Source organism: Paracoccus sp. (in: a-proteobacteria), from assembly GCF_047973135.1.
Classification (GTDB): domain Bacteria; phylum Pseudomonadota; class Alphaproteobacteria; order Rhodobacterales; family Rhodobacteraceae; genus Paracoccus.
Genome location: NZ_JBKEBL010000241.1, coordinates 1 through 14190, shown reverse-complemented (window position 1 = coordinate 14190; position 14190 = coordinate 1). Strand labels below are relative to the sequence as shown.

Below are 14190 nucleotides of genomic sequence, written 5' to 3'. Positions count from 1 at the left end.
GGGAAGGTTGTTGTTCAGTTAATGTTCTTCGGGGCGAAGCTGCGGAATTTCCGTCGAATTTGATATATCTGCCGGATCGCCCGGAAACAGGCCCGCGAAATCGAACAGACGCGGGTCCAGCAGATGCGAGGGCCGCACATTCATCAGCGCCCGGAACATGACCTGCCGCCGTCCGGGGCTGCGCGCTTCCCATTCGTCCAGCAGCTTCTTGACCTGTATGCGCTGCAACCCCTCCTGGCTGCCACACAGGTCGCAGGGGATGACCGGATAGCGCATGGCCCGCGCGAAACGGTCGCAATCGGCCTCGGCCACATAGGCCAGCGGGCGCAGCACGGTCAGATCGCCGTTTTCGTTCAGCAGCTTGGGCGGCATCGTGGCCAGCCTGCCGCCGTGGAACAGGTTCATGAACAGGGTTTCCAGAATGTCGTCGCGATGATGGCCCAGAACGACGGCAGAGCATCCCTCTTCCCGCGCGATCCGGTACAGGTTGCCGCGCCGCAGCCGCGAACACAGCGCGCAATAGGTCCGGCCTTGCGGCACCTTTTCGGTGACGATGGAATAGGTGTCCTGATATTCGATGCGGTGGGCTACCCCGCGCGCGGTCAGAAATTCGGGCAAAACCGTCGCCGGAAAGCCCGGCTGGCCCTGATCCAGATTGCAGGCCAGCAGATCGACGGGCAAGAGGCCGCGCCATTTCAGTTCGTGCAGGATGGCCAGAAGGGTATAGCTGTCCTTGCCGCCCGACAGGCAGACCAGCCAGCGGTCTCCTGGCCTGACCATGCCGAAATCCTCGATCGCGGCGCGGGTGTCGCGGACCAGCCGCTTGCGCAGCTTGCGAAACTCGGTCGAGCCCGGCGCACCGGAAAACAGCGGGTGGATGTCGATATCGTCGCCGTCGTCAAGCATCCTCATGCCCTTCGCAATCATGTCCGGTTGCCCCAGGAACCGGATCAAACCCTTGCCCGCCCCAGGGATGGCAGCGACCGATACGCCGGATCGCCAGCCAGCCGCCCCGGATCGCGCCATGCCGCTCCAGCGCCTCAAGCGCATAGGCCGAGCAGGTCGGCTGAAACCGGCAGCCGTGCCCGACCCAGGGCGAGGCGACCAGCCGGTAGGCCCTGACCGGCAGCGCAAGGATATGGGCCAGCGGGCTCATCCGTGCACCTTGCGGAGGGCGCGGGACAAATCGTCGCAAAGCGCGGCAAAGTCGCGGCTGACCGTTGCGCCCGGCCGCCCGACAAGGACATAGTCCCACCCCGGACGCGCCGTCCGGACCAGATGCAGCCGCGCGATTTCACGCAACCGCCGCTTGGCGCGGTTGCGCATGACGGCATTGCCGACCTTTTTCGAACAGGTGAATCCGACCCGCGCGGGCAGATCGTCGCCCCGGTCGCGGGCCTGAAGCAAAAACCCATCGGTCCCCTGACGCCGCCCCTTGGCGGTGGCCAGGAAATCTGCGCGTTTGCTTATGACCGGAGGCATGCGAAATGCCGCCCGACCGGCATCCTCGGGCTGGCTGTCAGCTTTGGGATGAGGCAGGGGCGGCATGGGCAGGGCCATTTCTGCGGCGGGCATCCCGCCGGGGCGATCAGGGAAGATCAGGCCGACAGGCGCTTGCGGCCCTTGGCGCGGCGGGCATTCAGCACGCGGCGGCCGCCCTTGGTGGCCATGCGGGCACGAAAGCCGTGACGCCGCGCACGAACGAGGTTCGACGGTTGAAAGGTGCGCTTCATGGTCAGGTCTCCGGATCGTATGCTTGCGGGTGGCGACCGGCGGCGTCATGACAATAACATCACGACCCCGCGCGAATGCGCCGGTTTGTTCGAAGCCCGGTGGATAGTGCAGACCGCCCGTGCCGTCAACCGCTAAGATACCGGCCCGAAAGCAGGACAAACATTGCGTTCGCGAAACAAAACGTGACGGGAAACCGGCTGGCGATCACATTCGTTTGATGTGCAAAATATGCCTCGTCCGGCTGAAAAGCGGGTCAGAGAAGCTGAGAACCGGGGCAAGATGCGATTGAACACGATTTCCGGCCGATTCGCTGCACTGACGATCATCTTCGTCGTGCTGGCCGAGTTGTTCATCCTGCTGCCCGCCCTTGCCGGGTTTCGCCGCGACTATCTGGAATCGCGGCTGGAACGCGCCCAGATCGCCAGCCTCGCCTTGCTGGCCACCGATGAATCGCTGGCCAGCGATCTGGAATCCGAGTTGCTGCAGAATGCCGGGGTGTTCAACGTCGTGCTGCGCCGCAACGATATCCGCCAGCTTGTTCTGTCCTCGCCCATTCCGGGGCCGGTCGCGGCAACCTATGACCTGCGCGAACATACGCTGTGGCAATCCGTCCAGGACGCCGTGGCGGCGCTGTGGGACCGCGAGAACCGGGTGATCCGGGTGATCGGCGCGCCGGTCAATCAGGCCGGGCAACTGATCGAGATCACCATGGAGACCGCGCCCCTGCGCGACGGCATGATCGATTTCGGCCTGCGCCTGCTGACCATGTCTGCGGCCTTTTCGGTCCTGACCGCGATCCTGCTGAACCTTGCCGCACAGCGGCTGATCCTGGTCCCGATCCGGCGCGTGATCAATCACATGACTGCCTATGCCAGCGCACCCGAGGATCCGCGCCACATCATCCGCCCCGACGCACGGCTGGCCGAACTGCGCGAGGCCGAGGCCGCACTGGAGGAAATGCAAAAGACCGTCACCTCGTCGCTGAAGCAAAAGGAACGGATGGCCCAGCTTGGTCAGGCGGTTGCCAAGATCAGCCATGACCTGCGCAACATCCTGACCACGGCACAGATCTTTGCCGACCGGCTGGAGGACAGCGCCGACCCCAAGGTCCGCCGCGCCGCGCCCAAGCTGGTGAACTCGATCACCCGCGCCGTGACCCTGTGCGAGACGACGCTGGCCTTCGGCAAAGCCGAGGAACCCGCCCCCTCGCTGACCCGCTTCAGCCTGTCGCGGCTTGTCGCCGAGGTGGTCGAGGCCGAGACGCTGGCCGGCGAGGCGGCGGGGCAGGTCGAGTTTCTGACCGACATCCCGCCGAACCTGATCATCCGCGCCGACCGTGACCAGCTTTACCGCGTCATCAGCAACCTCACCCGCAACGCAAGACAGGCGATCGAGGGAACCGGCCAGCCCGGCACGATCGAAATCGGTGCCGGGGACAGCGATGCCGGATGGTGGATCCGCGTCGGAGATACCGGGCCGGGCCTGCCCGGAAAGGCCCGCGAATACCTGTTCCAGCCCTTCACCGGCAGCGCCCGCAAGGGCGGCACGGGACTGGGCCTCAGCATCGCCGCCGACCTGATTCGCGGCCATGGCGGTCGGCTGGAACTGCTGCGCAGCGATGCCGAAGGCAGCGAATTCATGATCCACCTGCATGACGACATGGGCGCGCTGTAATCGCCCCGGCAGACCCGTCCATTTTTTTGGATCTATTTGCGCATAGCCCCTTGCATCCCCCGAACCGCAGGTCTAAATGCCGCCCTACAACGGACCCGTAGCTCAGCTGGATAGAGCACCAGACTACGAATCTGGGGGTCGGGCGTTCGAATCGCTCCGGGTCCGCCAATTTATAAAAATAATCCAGAAAAATCAATTCCTTGTGGGGAAAGCCGTCAAGCCGCCTGGACGGGTTTGACGGTATCTGTTCTGGTGTCGATCCGATCAAGCCGGTTGACAGCGCGATGAGCAAGGCCCTTTCTGCCCGGTTCGATGGTGTGGCGAGTCACCTCTGTCAGCACTTGAAATTCCAGCACGGCTCTTCATTCGCAGGCGATTGCATTCTTGCGTGTAAGCTTCTCAGAACCCCGAAAAATATGTGGGGTCTACCAACTTCGAGCGAAAAGCAGAGCACATCGACACCGGAAAGCATGTACCCTGCCGGAGGCGGGGGCAGGTCTCCGAGCAGGATCATCTCTGCGGGAATATCGACCAACCGGTTTTCGTCCTCGACATGGAAGTGATGATGATCCTCACCCCGGATTTCATGCCAGGCCGTGTTGCCATAGATCGGCACCCGGCAGAGGAGGCGGCGGCGCAGAAATGTTTCAGACGGCCGTAGACGCGGCTCAACGATCCCAGGGCACCGTGTCGGCGCACTTCGTCATAAAGCTTCTTTGCCGAAACATGGCGGGGCGCCTTGCCGGACAGGATGTCGATGATCGCCATGCACTGCCGGGTGGCCCGCAGCCCGGCATCCGTCAGGATGCGGCGCGCGTCCTCAGGGGTGGGGCGGGTATCATGGCACAGCGTCATCGCAAATCCCATTTGTTGCGAGTGATTCGCAATATATGGTGTCGGGGAAGGCTGGCGGCGTCAGGCTTTTATTGCGAATGAATTGCAGTTGCAAAGTTGAGGCGATAGGGTATCACTATTGCGATTCACTCGCAGTTTGTGTGCTGCAAGCGGGTGTCCGAGATTGGATTGGAGCAGGAAAACCAGGAAAGGATCCGGCTATGACTTTGACGATGACGCGGCTGATGGGGGCGCTGGCTGCAACCGCGCTGATGGCAGGCGCCGCCTTCGCTGACGAGGACCGGATGAAGGTGGTCACCACCTTCACGGTTCTGGCGGATATGGCTCAGCATGTGGCCGGTGATGCGGCGGATGTCGTCTCGATCACGCGGCCCGGCGCCGAGATTCACGGCTATGAGCCCACCCCTCAGGATATCGTCCGAGCGCAGGATGCAGATCTCATCCTGTGGAATGGCATGAACCTTGAGCTGTGGTTCGAACAGTTCCTCACCAACTTGGGCGATGTGCCTTCGGCCACGCTTACAGAGGGCATCGACCCGATTCCAATTGCTGCGGGTGCATATGAAGGGCTTCCCAACCCTCACGCCTGGATGGGCCTCGACAATGCGTTGATCTATATTGACAACATCCTGGAAGCCTTGGTCGAGCACGATCCCAGGAATGCTGCGACCTATGTCGCGAACGCCACGGCCTACAAGGACGAATTGCGTGCCACCCTTGAGCCTCTGAGAGCCGAGATTTCCGCAATCCCCGAGGCGCGGCGCTGGCTTGTGACCTGCGAAGGCGCCTTCAGCTATCTTGCCCGTGACTTCGGCATGCAGGAGCTGTATCTCTGGCCGATGAACGCCGATCAGATGGGGACGCCGCAGCAGGTGCGGGCGGTCATTGATGGTGTGCGCGAGAACGACATTCCCGTGGTGTTCTGCGAGAGCACCGTCAATACGGCACCGGCCGAGCAGGTGGCGCGTGAAACCGGCGCGCATTATGGCGGTGTTCTCTACGTCGACAGCCTGTCGGAACCCGATGGTCCGGTCCCGACCTATCTCGATCTGCTCAGGGTCACGTCACAGATCGTGGCCGATGGTCTGACAGCGGGCACCAACTAAGACCCTGCTTGACCGAGCGACCTGTCGGGCGCGGTATCCGCCAGACAGGTCTTTGCCGTTTCAGGCACCAACCTTTCCGGCAGAAAACAGGATATGAAGCAAGGCAAGCAGATGGACGGATCAATGGCGCAGAAGAATTGCGATCCGGGGGGCGGTATCGAGGCGCGGGACGTTACCGTGACCTATCGCAATGGCCATACGGCCTTGCGCAACGCTTCGTTCGAGATCCCCCGCAGCACGGTGACGGCCCTTGTAGGGGTAAACGGGTCCGGAAAATCCACCCTGTTCAAGGCGATCATGGGGTTCGTTCCGGTGGCCAAGGGGGACATCCGGCTCGTCGGTCTCAGCGTGAAACAGGCGCTGAAACGCAATCTCGTCGCCTATGTGCCGCAGTCCGAAGAGGTTGACTGGTCCTTTCCGGTGCTGGTCGAGGATGTGGTGATGATGGGCCGCTACGGGCATATGGGCTTCCTGCGCCGCCCCGGTCAGGCTGATCGGAAGGCCGTGGACGCAGCGCTTGGGCGCGTGAACATGCAGGACTATCGCCACCGCCAGATCGGTGAGCTGTCCGGCGGGCAGAAAAAGCGGGTCTTTCTTGCCCGTGCATTGGCGCAGGACGGTCAGGTGATCCTTCTCGACGAGCCCTTCACAGGGGTCGATGTGAAGACCGAAGAGCAGATCATTGCGCTGCTGCGCGAGCTGCGCGACGAGGGGAGGGTGATGCTGGTTTCAACCCATAATCTCGGGACCGTCCCGGAATTCTGCGACCGGACTGTCCTGGTGAAGGGCACGGTGCTGGCCTATGGTCCGACCGAGACGACCTTTACCCGCGAAAACCTTGAGGCAGCCTTCGGGGGTGTGCTGCGGCACTTCACCTTGGGCGGTGCGGATCTGCACGATGACGGCGATGCGCGCAAGCTGTCGATTCTGACCGACGACGAACGGCCCTTCGTGCAATACGGTGAAAAGACAAAGCTTGCGGAGGAGCGGAAATGACCACTCTCCTTGAGCCGTTCACCTATGGATACATGACCAACGCAATGTGGGTCTCGGCCCTGGTTGGCGGGGTTTGCGCCTTTCTCTCGTCCTACCTGATGCTCAAGGGCTGGTCGCTGATCGGTGACGCGCTCTCTCATTCGGTCGTACCCGGCGTCGCGGGGGCCTATATCCTTGGCCTGCCCTTTGCACTCGGCGCCTTCATTTCCGGTGGGCTGGCGGCAGCGGCGATGCTGTTCCTGTCGGACCGCTCCGGGCTGAAGGTCGATGTGATCATCGGGATCATCTTCACCTCTTTTTTCGGGCTGGGCCTGTTCATGGCCTCGGTCAATCCGATGTCGGTCTCGATCCAGACCATCACCATGGGTAACATCCTCGCGATCACGCCAGAAGACACGCTGCAACTGGCGATCATCGGGTTCGTCTCGCTGGGTATCCTGCTTCTGAAATGGAAAGACCTCATGGTCGTCTTTTTCGATGAAAGCCACGCGCGCTCGATCGGGCTGCGCCCCGGCTTGCTGAAGGCCGTGTTCTTCGTGTTGCTGTCGGCCTGCGTGGTGGCGGCGATGCAGACGGTCGGGGCGTTTCTGGTGATCGCCATGGTCGTGACGCCGGGTGCCACTGCCTATCTGCTTTGCGATCGTTTTCCACGGCTCATCGTCACATCTGTCGCCATCGGCACGGTGACAAGCTTCGTCGGTGCCTATGTCAGCTATTTCCTCGACGGCGCGACTGGCGGGGTCATTGTCGTGTTGCAAACGCTGATCTTTCTGGGCGTGTTCATCTGGTCGCCCAAGCACGGGCTTCTGGCTGCGCGACGCAAGGCGGCGGCGGCGCTTCAGGCGGAGGGTATGTGATGATGGATACGCTTCTTTTGCCCTTCCAGTTCGGTTTCATGCAGAACGCCTTCTGGATTTCGCTGATCGTCTCCGTGCCAACGGCGCTGCTGTCGTGTTTTCTGGTTCTCAAGGGCTGGGCCCTGATGGGGGATGCCATCAGCCATGCGGTGCTGCCTGGCATCGTTCTGGCCTATATCCTTGGCTTCCCGTTGATCGTAGGGGCGTTTGGCGCTGGCATGGTGACGGCTCTCGCCACCGGCTATCTCTCCGAGAACAGTCGCGTGAAGCAGGACACCGTCATGGGTGTGGTCTTCTCGGGCATGTTCGGGCTGGGGATCGTTCTCTATGTCTCGATCCACACAAATGTGCATCTCGACCACATTCTGTTCGGGAACATGTTGGGCGTGGGCGCAGAAGATCTGTGGACGGCGGGACTGATTTCGACCGTTGTCACCGTTGCGCTGCTTCTGAAATGGAAGGATCTGATGTTGCACGCATTCGATCCGGCGCAGGCGAGGGCTTCGGGGCTGCCGGTCGGGCTGTTGCACTACGGCCTGCTGACCATCCTGTCGCTGACAATCGTGGCGACCCTTTCGGCCACGGGGCTGATCCTTGCCGTTGGTCTGCTGATCACCCCCGGAGCAATCGCCTTCCTTCTGGTGCGCAGCTTCGGCAAGATGCTGGCGGTTTCGGTTGCGGTCTGCATGATCTCGATGCTGGCCGGGGTTTATCTCAGCTTTTTCCTCGACAGTGCGCCCGCGCCGACGATCATGCTGATCCTGACGGCCCTCTTTCTGGCCGCTTTCATGCGCAGAGGGTTGCAGACCCGGCGCGCTTCCTCTGGCGTTGCGCCTCTTGAGAGCTAAAGTGCCGGCGGGATTTCCGGCAGCGTAGGGATGAGGCGCCTTGTCCCGTTGCCGGGGCAGGTTTCTTCCCCCCCCCTCGCCGAACCGGACGTGCGAGCGCGCGGCTCTGGCATCAGCTATAATTCCGGCCTGAAACTGGCCCGAGAAGACTCGCGCGGTGTTTTCGCAGCGATCTGGCCCTGTGTCCGGAATGGCTGGCAAGGGATCAGCCTCGTGTCCGGGGTAGATAGGGGTTATCGTCAGTGTCGTTGATATTACGAAGAAAAATCAGGAAGTTTCGGTCAGCCCAAATGACGCAGGCGGTCCAGTGCGCCTTGCAGGATATAGCCCGCGGCGACCTGGTCGATCACTTCGGCGCGGCGGCGGCGCGAGGTGTCGGCCTCTAGCAAGGCGCGTTCGGCGGCGACGGTGGACAGGCGTTCGTCCCAGAATCCGATGGGCAGGTCCGTCAGCCCAGACAGGTTGCGGGCGAAGGCGCGGGTGGATTGGGCGCGCGGGCCCTCGCTGCCATCCATGTTGCGCGGCAAGCCGAGGATCAGCCCGGCCAGTTGCCGCTGCGAAGCGATTTGCAGTAGCTCGGCGGCGTCCAGCGTGAATTTTCGCCGCCGGACCACTGTCAGGGGCGAGGCGACGTGACGCAGCCCGTCGCTGACCGCCACGCCGATGGTTTTCGTCCCCAGATCCAGCCCCGCAATTGCGCCCGTCCGGGGCAGGGCTGCGGCGAAACCAGCGATGTCGTCATGGATCATTCTGTCAGCCCCGCCTGTTGTGCCGCTGCGCGGACCGTCGCCAGCGCCTCGGGCTTGTCGGCGAAGCGGGTTTGCGCCTCGGTCCAGATTTCGTGCGCGTGACCGGCATTGCCGATGACCGCCAGAGACGAGATGAGCCGCGCCCATTCCTCGGGCGAGCCGCCCTCACTGGCCAGCCGGTCCTCAAGCCGGCTGACCATGCCCGCGATCATCTGCTGTCGTTCGGCGGGGGTCATGTCCTGCGTGGCCTCGACAGCGGCGGCGTCGGGGCCGGGCAGGGCGGCCATACGTGGACCAGGAGGGACGTAGTCGGGCTGCCCTGCCAGCCAGGCCAGTTCGGGCATCCGGTTGCGGACCAGGGCGATCCAGCTTGCGTCCTCGGGGCCTTGTTCCAGCAACTGACGCCAGATCGGAAAAGCGCGGTCGGGCCGTCCGTTCTGCAGTTGCAGCATGCCCAGAAGATACAGCGACTGCGGCTGAGCCGGATCCTTTTGCAGCGATCGGGCCAGCGCCTGTTCGGATTCGGGCGTGATCAGGCCGCCAGCCGCCTCCATCATCAGCGCCGAGAGCTGCATCAGTTCCCCGGCGCTGGCATCCTTGCCGCGCAGTTCGACCAGATGCTGCTGCGCCTTGCGGGCGGCAACCATATTGCCCAGGCGCATCTCGCTGGTGGCCAGCAGGGTCAGGCCCTGCGGATCGTCGGGTTTCTTTGCCACGGCCTCGCGCAGCTTTTCGACCAGCGCGGCATATACTGGATTGGGCGCGGGCGCGGGCGCGGGGCGCGCCGGTGCCTGCGCCTCGGCCTCGGCCTGAGCGGGGCGCGCGGCATAGGCGCGTTCGGCCATGGCAAGGCGTTCGGCAAGCGGCAGGTCGGGCGCGCCGGGCACACCCTCGCGCAGATACAGCCCAACGGCGCCCGCCATCAGCGCCGCCAGCACCGCTATGGCGGCCAGACCCGCACCATGGTCCGAGGCCGCGCCCTCGCCGGACATGCGCCGGTCGGCATCCAGCACCTTGCGCCCGATTTCGTTGCGCAGCCGCCCGGCCTCGTCCGAGGTAATCACGTCGCGTTCCAGATCGCGTTCGACCTCGCGCAACTGGTCGCGATAGACGCGCAGGTCATAGGCGGCGGCAGGCTCGGCCCCGGACCGGTCACGTCGCAGCAGCGGCGCGGCAATCGCGGTGCCGATGATCAGGGTCACAAGCGCGCAGAGCAACCAGAACATCGGGCCTCCTTGGTGATGCGCAACCGGGTTAGCCTGTTTCCTTGCATGGCGAAAGCCTGCCTGCGTTGACAAGCCTGCGATGGGGTGTCGCATTTTGACGCAAGAAGGCCGCAATGCAGGTTGTCAGGGTCCGGGCAGCCCGCCATGCTGGCTGCAAATGAGGATGGGGTTCCCATGACCGTGACGCCGCGCCCGCGCCGCTATTCCGTTTTTGCCCTTGCGCGCGAGGCGCTGCGTCAGCATTCGGGCTGGGGTAAGGCGTGGACCAGCCCAGCGCCCCGCGCCCGTTATCGCGTCGTCATCGTCGGCGCGGGCGGGCACGGGCTGGCCACGGCGTATTACCTTGGGCGGAATTTCGGCATCACCGATGTCGCGGTGATCGAAAAGGGCTGGCTGGGCGGCGGCAATACCGGGCGGAACACCACGATCATCCGCAGCAATTACCTGCAGGATCCTTCGGCAGCGATTTACGACAAGGCACTGAAACTGTACGAAACCCTGTCGCAGGATCTGAATTACAACGTGATGTTCAGCCCGCGTGGCCTGATCATGCTGGCCCAGACCGAACACGAGGTCAGGGGCTATCGCCGCACCGTCCATGCCAATCACCTTCAGGGCGTCGCGACCGAATGGATCGGGCCCGAACGTGTCGGGGAACTGGTGCCGATCATGAACCTTGCGGGGCCGCGCTATCCGGTTCTTGGGGGCCTGTATCAGGCGCGGGGCGGTACGGCGCGGCATGACGCGGTGGCCTGGGGCTATGCGAGGGCCTGCAGTGCCATGGGCATGCATATCGTCCAGAATTGCGAGGTCACGGGGATCGAGACCGAAGGCGGACGGGTCCAGGCGGTGAACACCGCGAAGGGCCGTATCGGCTGTGACAAGCTGGCGCTGGTCGTGGCCGGGCATTCCAGCCAGTTGGCGGATATGGCGGGGTTCCGGCTGCCCATCGAAAGCGTGGCGTTGCAGGCGCTGGTCAGCGAACCGGTCAAGCCCTGCCTTGACGTGGTAGTGATGGCCAACACTGTCCACGGCTATATCTCGCAATCCGACAAGGGCGAGATGGTGATCGGCGGCGGCACGGACGGGTTCAACAATTTCACTCAGCGCGGGTCATGGCACCATGTCGAGGAAACCGTCCGCGCGCTGGTCGAGACCTTTCCGATACTGTCCCGGCTCAAGATGCTGAGGCAATGGGGGGGCATTGTGGACATGACCGGCGACCGTTCGCCGATCCTTTCGGCCACCCCGGTCGGCGGAATTTATGTCAATTGCGGATGGGGCACGGGGGGGTTCAAGGCGATCCCCGGATCGGGTTGGGCGATGGCCGAACTGATCGCCAGAGGACAGCCCGGCCCGCTGGCCTCTGCTTTCGGGCTGAACCGTTTTCGCGAGGGGCGGTTCATCGACGAATCCGTTGCGGCGGGCGTGGCGCATTAGGTCCGAAACGATGGTTCAGACAGCATACGGAACCTGGGCCTCTGCCAAGGTGTTTGAACGGAAAAATGCCGGTTCCGAGGCGTTTTTTTCCTGTCCCGAGGCGATATTCGCTTTCGCGTTCTGCGCGTCGTCCCACCGTGGTTTGCGATCATCGCGGTCGTTGCGGCAGGGTTTGCCGCGGCGCTGTTTTGCGGCCTGCCGACAGGTGCCGGACCCTGGGGTATTGCGGGTCCGGGATGGTCTGGGCCAGCCAGCAACAGGCGGCGATTTTCCGATGCCTTGCGCGGGGTGGCGATCATGATCCCGTTCCCGCGACAAACGGCGAAGCGGGCCGTCGGCACCGCTTTGCGCAAAGTTCTGCCAAGCGACATATTGCCAATGCGACAATGCGGCGGAACGCATTTCCGGACAGTTGTGTTAGACCCACAGGTGTATTCGTACCAAAAGGATCAAACATGGCTGGTAGTAAAAGTCTTATTTACATCATCGTCGCAGTTATCGTCGTTGTGCTCATCTTCCTGTTCATGTCAGGAAGCGGCGACGACACCGCCGGACAGGCCGGAACGGATGCCGCGATCGAAACAACCGAGTCGGCACCCGCAGATGCCGACATGGCTCCGGCCGATCCCGCCGCGCCGGCCGATCCTGCGGCTCCTGCCGATCCTGCCGCGCCTGCACCCGCTAACTGAGACAGCGGCAACTGAGACAGCGGCCCTGGGGCGGCTGACGCTGCCCGCACGGGATTTGACGAACCGGCAGACGGTCGGGGGCAACCAGCCCCCGGCCTTTCGCATGCGCGGGGGATGTCATGGCGATTGATCCCGGCGCGGCGGAACTGATGCGCGGCGATCTGGCTGCCATAGACGGTATTTCCGAAAAGAAGATGTTCGGCGGCATGGGTTTCATGTTGCGCGGCAACATGCTGACCGGGATCATGTCCACGGGCGCGCTGCTGTATCGCGTGGGCAAGCCCCGGCAGGACCGGGCGCTGGCGATACCCGGCGTATTGCTGATGGAACATGGCGGGCGGGTCATGGGCGGCTTTGTCATGCTTGCGGACGAGGCGCAGGCCAATGACGATCTGCGCGCGACGCTGCTGATGTTTGCCCTTGAAAACGCTGACGACCTGCCTGTGAAGGAGTAACATATGCTGATCCTGACCTGCCCGTTTTGCGGTATCCCCGCCGAAGAGTCCGAGCTGCAACCGGGTGGCGAGGCGCATCTGAAGCGGGTCGGCCCCGAGGGCTCGGACGACGAGTTCGAGGGTTATCTGTTTGCCCGTCGAAATCCCAAGGGCGTGCATTTCGAGCGATGGCGTCACGCCTATGGCTGCGGCAAGTGGTTTCTGGCCGCGCGTGACACGGCGAGTTTGCAGGTCTTTGGCACCTACAAGGCCCAGATTCCGCACCCGCCCGATCATGTTGTCGCCGCGATTCGCAAGACCCATCCCGACTGGATGCCAGACCGGACAAACGCCGAATGACCCGCACGCCCCCTTTCCGGTTGCCACAGGGCGGCCGCCTGATCGACCGCGCCTTTCAGGTGCCCTTCCGTTTCGAGGGCCGCCATCTGCGCGGGCTTCAGGGCGACACGCTGGCCTCGGCGCTGCTGGCCAATGGCCAGATGCTGATGGGCCGGTCGTTCAAGTATCACCGCCCGCGCGGCCCGGTCGCCTCGGGGGCCGAAGAGCCGAACGCGCTGTTCGGTCTGGGGCAGGCGGGCCGGTTCGAACCGAACCAGCGCGCCACCACCACGCCGCTTGTGCCGGGCATGGTGCTGCAAAGCCAGAACTGCTGGCCCTCGCTTGAGGCAGATCTGGGCGCGGTCAATGGCTGGCTGTCGCCGATGCTGCCGGCGGGGTTCTATTACAAGACCTTCATCCATCCGCGCCCGTTCTGGAAACACCTGTTCGAGCCGATGATCCGCCGCAGCGCTGGCCTTGGTCGCGCCCCGGCTGACCCTGACCCTGACAGCTATGAACAGGCTTACGGCTTTGCCGATCTGGCGGTTGTGGGCGGCGGCATCGCAGGGTTGGGGGCGGCGCGGAATGCCGCTGACCGGGGGCTGAGCGTGCTGGTACTGGAACAGGATCCGGTCTGGGGCGGTCGCACGCCGGTCGATCATGCCGGGGGCGCGGCGCTTATCGAAACGCTGTTGGCCGATCTGCGCGCCCGCGATAACGTGACCCTGCGCCGGAATACCATGGCGACGGGGCTTTACGATCACGGTTATTTGCTGGCCCGCGAGGCGCTGGCCGATCACGACCCGGATGCGGGCATCCCGCGTCAGCGGCTGTGGCGCATCCGTGCGGGCCATGTGATCGCCGCGACCGGCGCGCTGGAACGCCCCCTGTCCTTCGCCTGCAACGATGTGCCGGGCGTCATGCTGGCCTCGGCCATGCGCGATTTCATCGCCGGTTACGGTGTCGCGCCGGGCAGGCGGATCGTTGTCGTCACGAATAACGACGACGCCTATCGTACCGCGCTGACCGGGCATGAGGCAGGGCTTGAGGTCACGGTGATCGACGCCCGCCCGCGCGCCGATGGCGATCTGCCGCGCGCCGTGCGCGATCTGGGGATCGCGATCCATACCGGCAGTGCCATCGCCAACGTCAGGGGCTGGCGGCATGTCGAGGGGGTGATCCTGTGCGATCAGTCCGGCGAGGGGCGGCCCACCGGCAAGATAGACTGCGACGCGGTTGCCAT

17 protein-coding genes and 1 tRNA gene are annotated in these 14190 nt (G+C 63.7%); 11 read left to right on the top strand and 7 right to left on the bottom strand.

The genetic code is table 11. The annotated features are described in order from the left end of the window. Window positions 1-18: 18 nt before the first annotated feature. The 4 genes from ttcA to rpmH are packed head-to-tail and all read right to left on the bottom strand — an operon-like array spanning window position 19 to window position 1733. The gene (gene ttcA, locus ACK5L9_RS18030; protein WP_416912839.1) at window positions 19-906 is read right to left on the bottom strand and encodes a tRNA 2-thiocytidine(32) synthetase TtcA; all 888 of its coding nucleotides are present in this window, start codon (window positions 904-906) and stop codon (window positions 19-21) included. After that, window positions 899-1156 (bottom strand): membrane protein insertion efficiency factor YidD, encoded by a 258-nt coding sequence (gene yidD / locus ACK5L9_RS18025; RefSeq protein WP_416912838.1) that lies wholly within the window; start codon window positions 1154-1156, stop codon window positions 899-901. Before yidD ends, ttcA begins: the two co-directional genes overlap by 8 nt. Continuing rightward, window positions 1153-1575 carry a ribonuclease P protein component gene (gene rnpA / locus ACK5L9_RS18020; protein ID WP_416912837.1) on the bottom strand — a complete coding sequence of 141 codons (423 nt, stop codon included), beginning with the start codon at window positions 1573-1575 and terminating at the stop codon, window positions 1153-1155. Before rnpA ends, yidD begins: the two co-directional genes overlap by 4 nt. A gap of 23 nt (window positions 1576-1598) precedes the next feature. After that, window positions 1599-1733 (bottom strand): 50S ribosomal protein L34, encoded by a 135-nt coding sequence (gene rpmH / locus ACK5L9_RS18015; protein ID WP_028725980.1) that lies wholly within the window; start codon window positions 1731-1733, stop codon window positions 1599-1601. Window positions 1734-2013: 280 nt separating this feature from the next. On the opposite strand from rpmH, the gene ACK5L9_RS18010 reads away from it, so the two are divergent. Together ACK5L9_RS18010 and ACK5L9_RS18005 are read left to right on the top strand one after the other, a co-directional pair. Continuing rightward, window positions 2014-3408 carry a sensor histidine kinase gene (locus ACK5L9_RS18010; RefSeq protein WP_416912836.1) on the top strand — a complete coding sequence of 465 codons (1395 nt, stop codon included), beginning with the start codon at window positions 2014-2016 and terminating at the stop codon, window positions 3406-3408. Between the two features lie 91 nt (window positions 3409-3499). After that, a tRNA-Arg gene (locus ACK5L9_RS18005) sits at window positions 3500-3576 on the top strand. A gap of 342 nt (window positions 3577-3918) precedes the next feature. Here the strand turns inward: ACK5L9_RS18005 and ACK5L9_RS18000 are convergent. Continuing rightward, window positions 3919-4263 carry a transcriptional repressor gene (locus tag ACK5L9_RS18000; protein ID WP_416912835.1) on the bottom strand — a complete coding sequence of 115 codons (345 nt, stop codon included), beginning with the start codon at window positions 4261-4263 and terminating at the stop codon, window positions 3919-3921. A gap of 200 nt (window positions 4264-4463) precedes the next feature. Here ACK5L9_RS18000 and ACK5L9_RS17995 point away from each other — a divergent pair, with 200 nt between their 5' ends. The 4 genes from ACK5L9_RS17995 to ACK5L9_RS17980 all read left to right on the top strand — a co-directional run bounded on the left by ACK5L9_RS17995 (window position 4464) and on the right by ACK5L9_RS17980 (window position 8070). Beyond that, window positions 4464-5369 carry a metal ABC transporter substrate-binding protein gene (locus ACK5L9_RS17995; protein WP_416912834.1) on the top strand — a complete coding sequence of 302 codons (906 nt, stop codon included), beginning with the start codon at window positions 4464-4466 and terminating at the stop codon, window positions 5367-5369. Between the two features lie 123 nt (window positions 5370-5492). Next, entirely contained in the window at window positions 5493-6365 is an 873-nt protein-coding gene (locus ACK5L9_RS17990; RefSeq protein WP_416912833.1) for a manganese/iron ABC transporter ATP-binding protein, read from the top strand. Further along, window positions 6362-7222, top strand: a complete 861-nt coding sequence (locus tag ACK5L9_RS17985) for a metal ABC transporter permease (protein ID WP_416912832.1) — start codon at window positions 6362-6364, stop codon at window positions 7220-7222. The genes ACK5L9_RS17990 and ACK5L9_RS17985 overlap by 4 nt, the downstream gene beginning before the upstream one ends. Continuing rightward, a complete protein-coding gene (locus ACK5L9_RS17980) occupies window positions 7222-8070 on the top strand; it encodes a metal ABC transporter permease (protein ID WP_416912831.1) in 849 nt (282 codons plus the stop codon). Before ACK5L9_RS17985 ends, ACK5L9_RS17980 begins: the two co-directional genes overlap by 1 nt. Before the next feature lie 281 nt (window positions 8071-8351). On the opposite strand, the gene ruvX is transcribed toward ACK5L9_RS17980, so the two are convergent. Together ruvX and ccmI are read right to left on the bottom strand one after the other, a co-directional pair. Beyond that, window positions 8352-8819 carry a Holliday junction resolvase RuvX gene (gene ruvX / locus ACK5L9_RS17975; protein WP_416912830.1) on the bottom strand — a complete coding sequence of 156 codons (468 nt, stop codon included), beginning with the start codon at window positions 8817-8819 and terminating at the stop codon, window positions 8352-8354. Then, window positions 8816-10045, bottom strand: a complete 1230-nt coding sequence (gene ccmI, locus ACK5L9_RS17970) for a c-type cytochrome biogenesis protein CcmI (protein WP_416912829.1) — start codon at window positions 10043-10045, stop codon at window positions 8816-8818. Before ccmI ends, ruvX begins: the two co-directional genes overlap by 4 nt. Window positions 10046-10189: 144 nt before the next feature. On the opposite strand from ccmI, the gene ACK5L9_RS17965 reads away from it, so the two are divergent. The 5 genes from ACK5L9_RS17965 to ACK5L9_RS17945 all read left to right on the top strand — a co-directional run. Continuing rightward, entirely contained in the window at window positions 10190-11485 is a 1296-nt protein-coding gene (locus ACK5L9_RS17965; RefSeq protein WP_416912828.1) for a sarcosine oxidase subunit beta family protein, read from the top strand. Between the two features lie 455 nt (window positions 11486-11940). Beyond that, window positions 11941-12174 (top strand): hypothetical protein, encoded by a 234-nt coding sequence (locus tag ACK5L9_RS17960; RefSeq protein ID WP_416912827.1) that lies wholly within the window; start codon window positions 11941-11943, stop codon window positions 12172-12174. 119 nt (window positions 12175-12293) lie between these two features. After that, on the top strand, window positions 12294-12629 hold the full coding sequence (locus ACK5L9_RS17955) for a TfoX/Sxy family protein (protein ID WP_416912826.1): 336 nt from the start codon (window positions 12294-12296) through the stop codon (window positions 12627-12629). A gap of 3 nt (window positions 12630-12632) precedes the next feature. Next, window positions 12633-12968: a sarcosine oxidase subunit delta gene (locus tag ACK5L9_RS17950; RefSeq protein ID WP_416912825.1), complete on the top strand. Its 336-nt coding sequence runs from the start codon at window positions 12633-12635 to the stop codon at window positions 12966-12968. After that, window positions 12965-14190: FAD-dependent oxidoreductase (locus ACK5L9_RS17945; protein ID WP_416912824.1), on the top strand; the 1226-nt coding region annotated here is incomplete at its 3' end. The genes ACK5L9_RS17950 and ACK5L9_RS17945, both read left to right, overlap by 4 nt.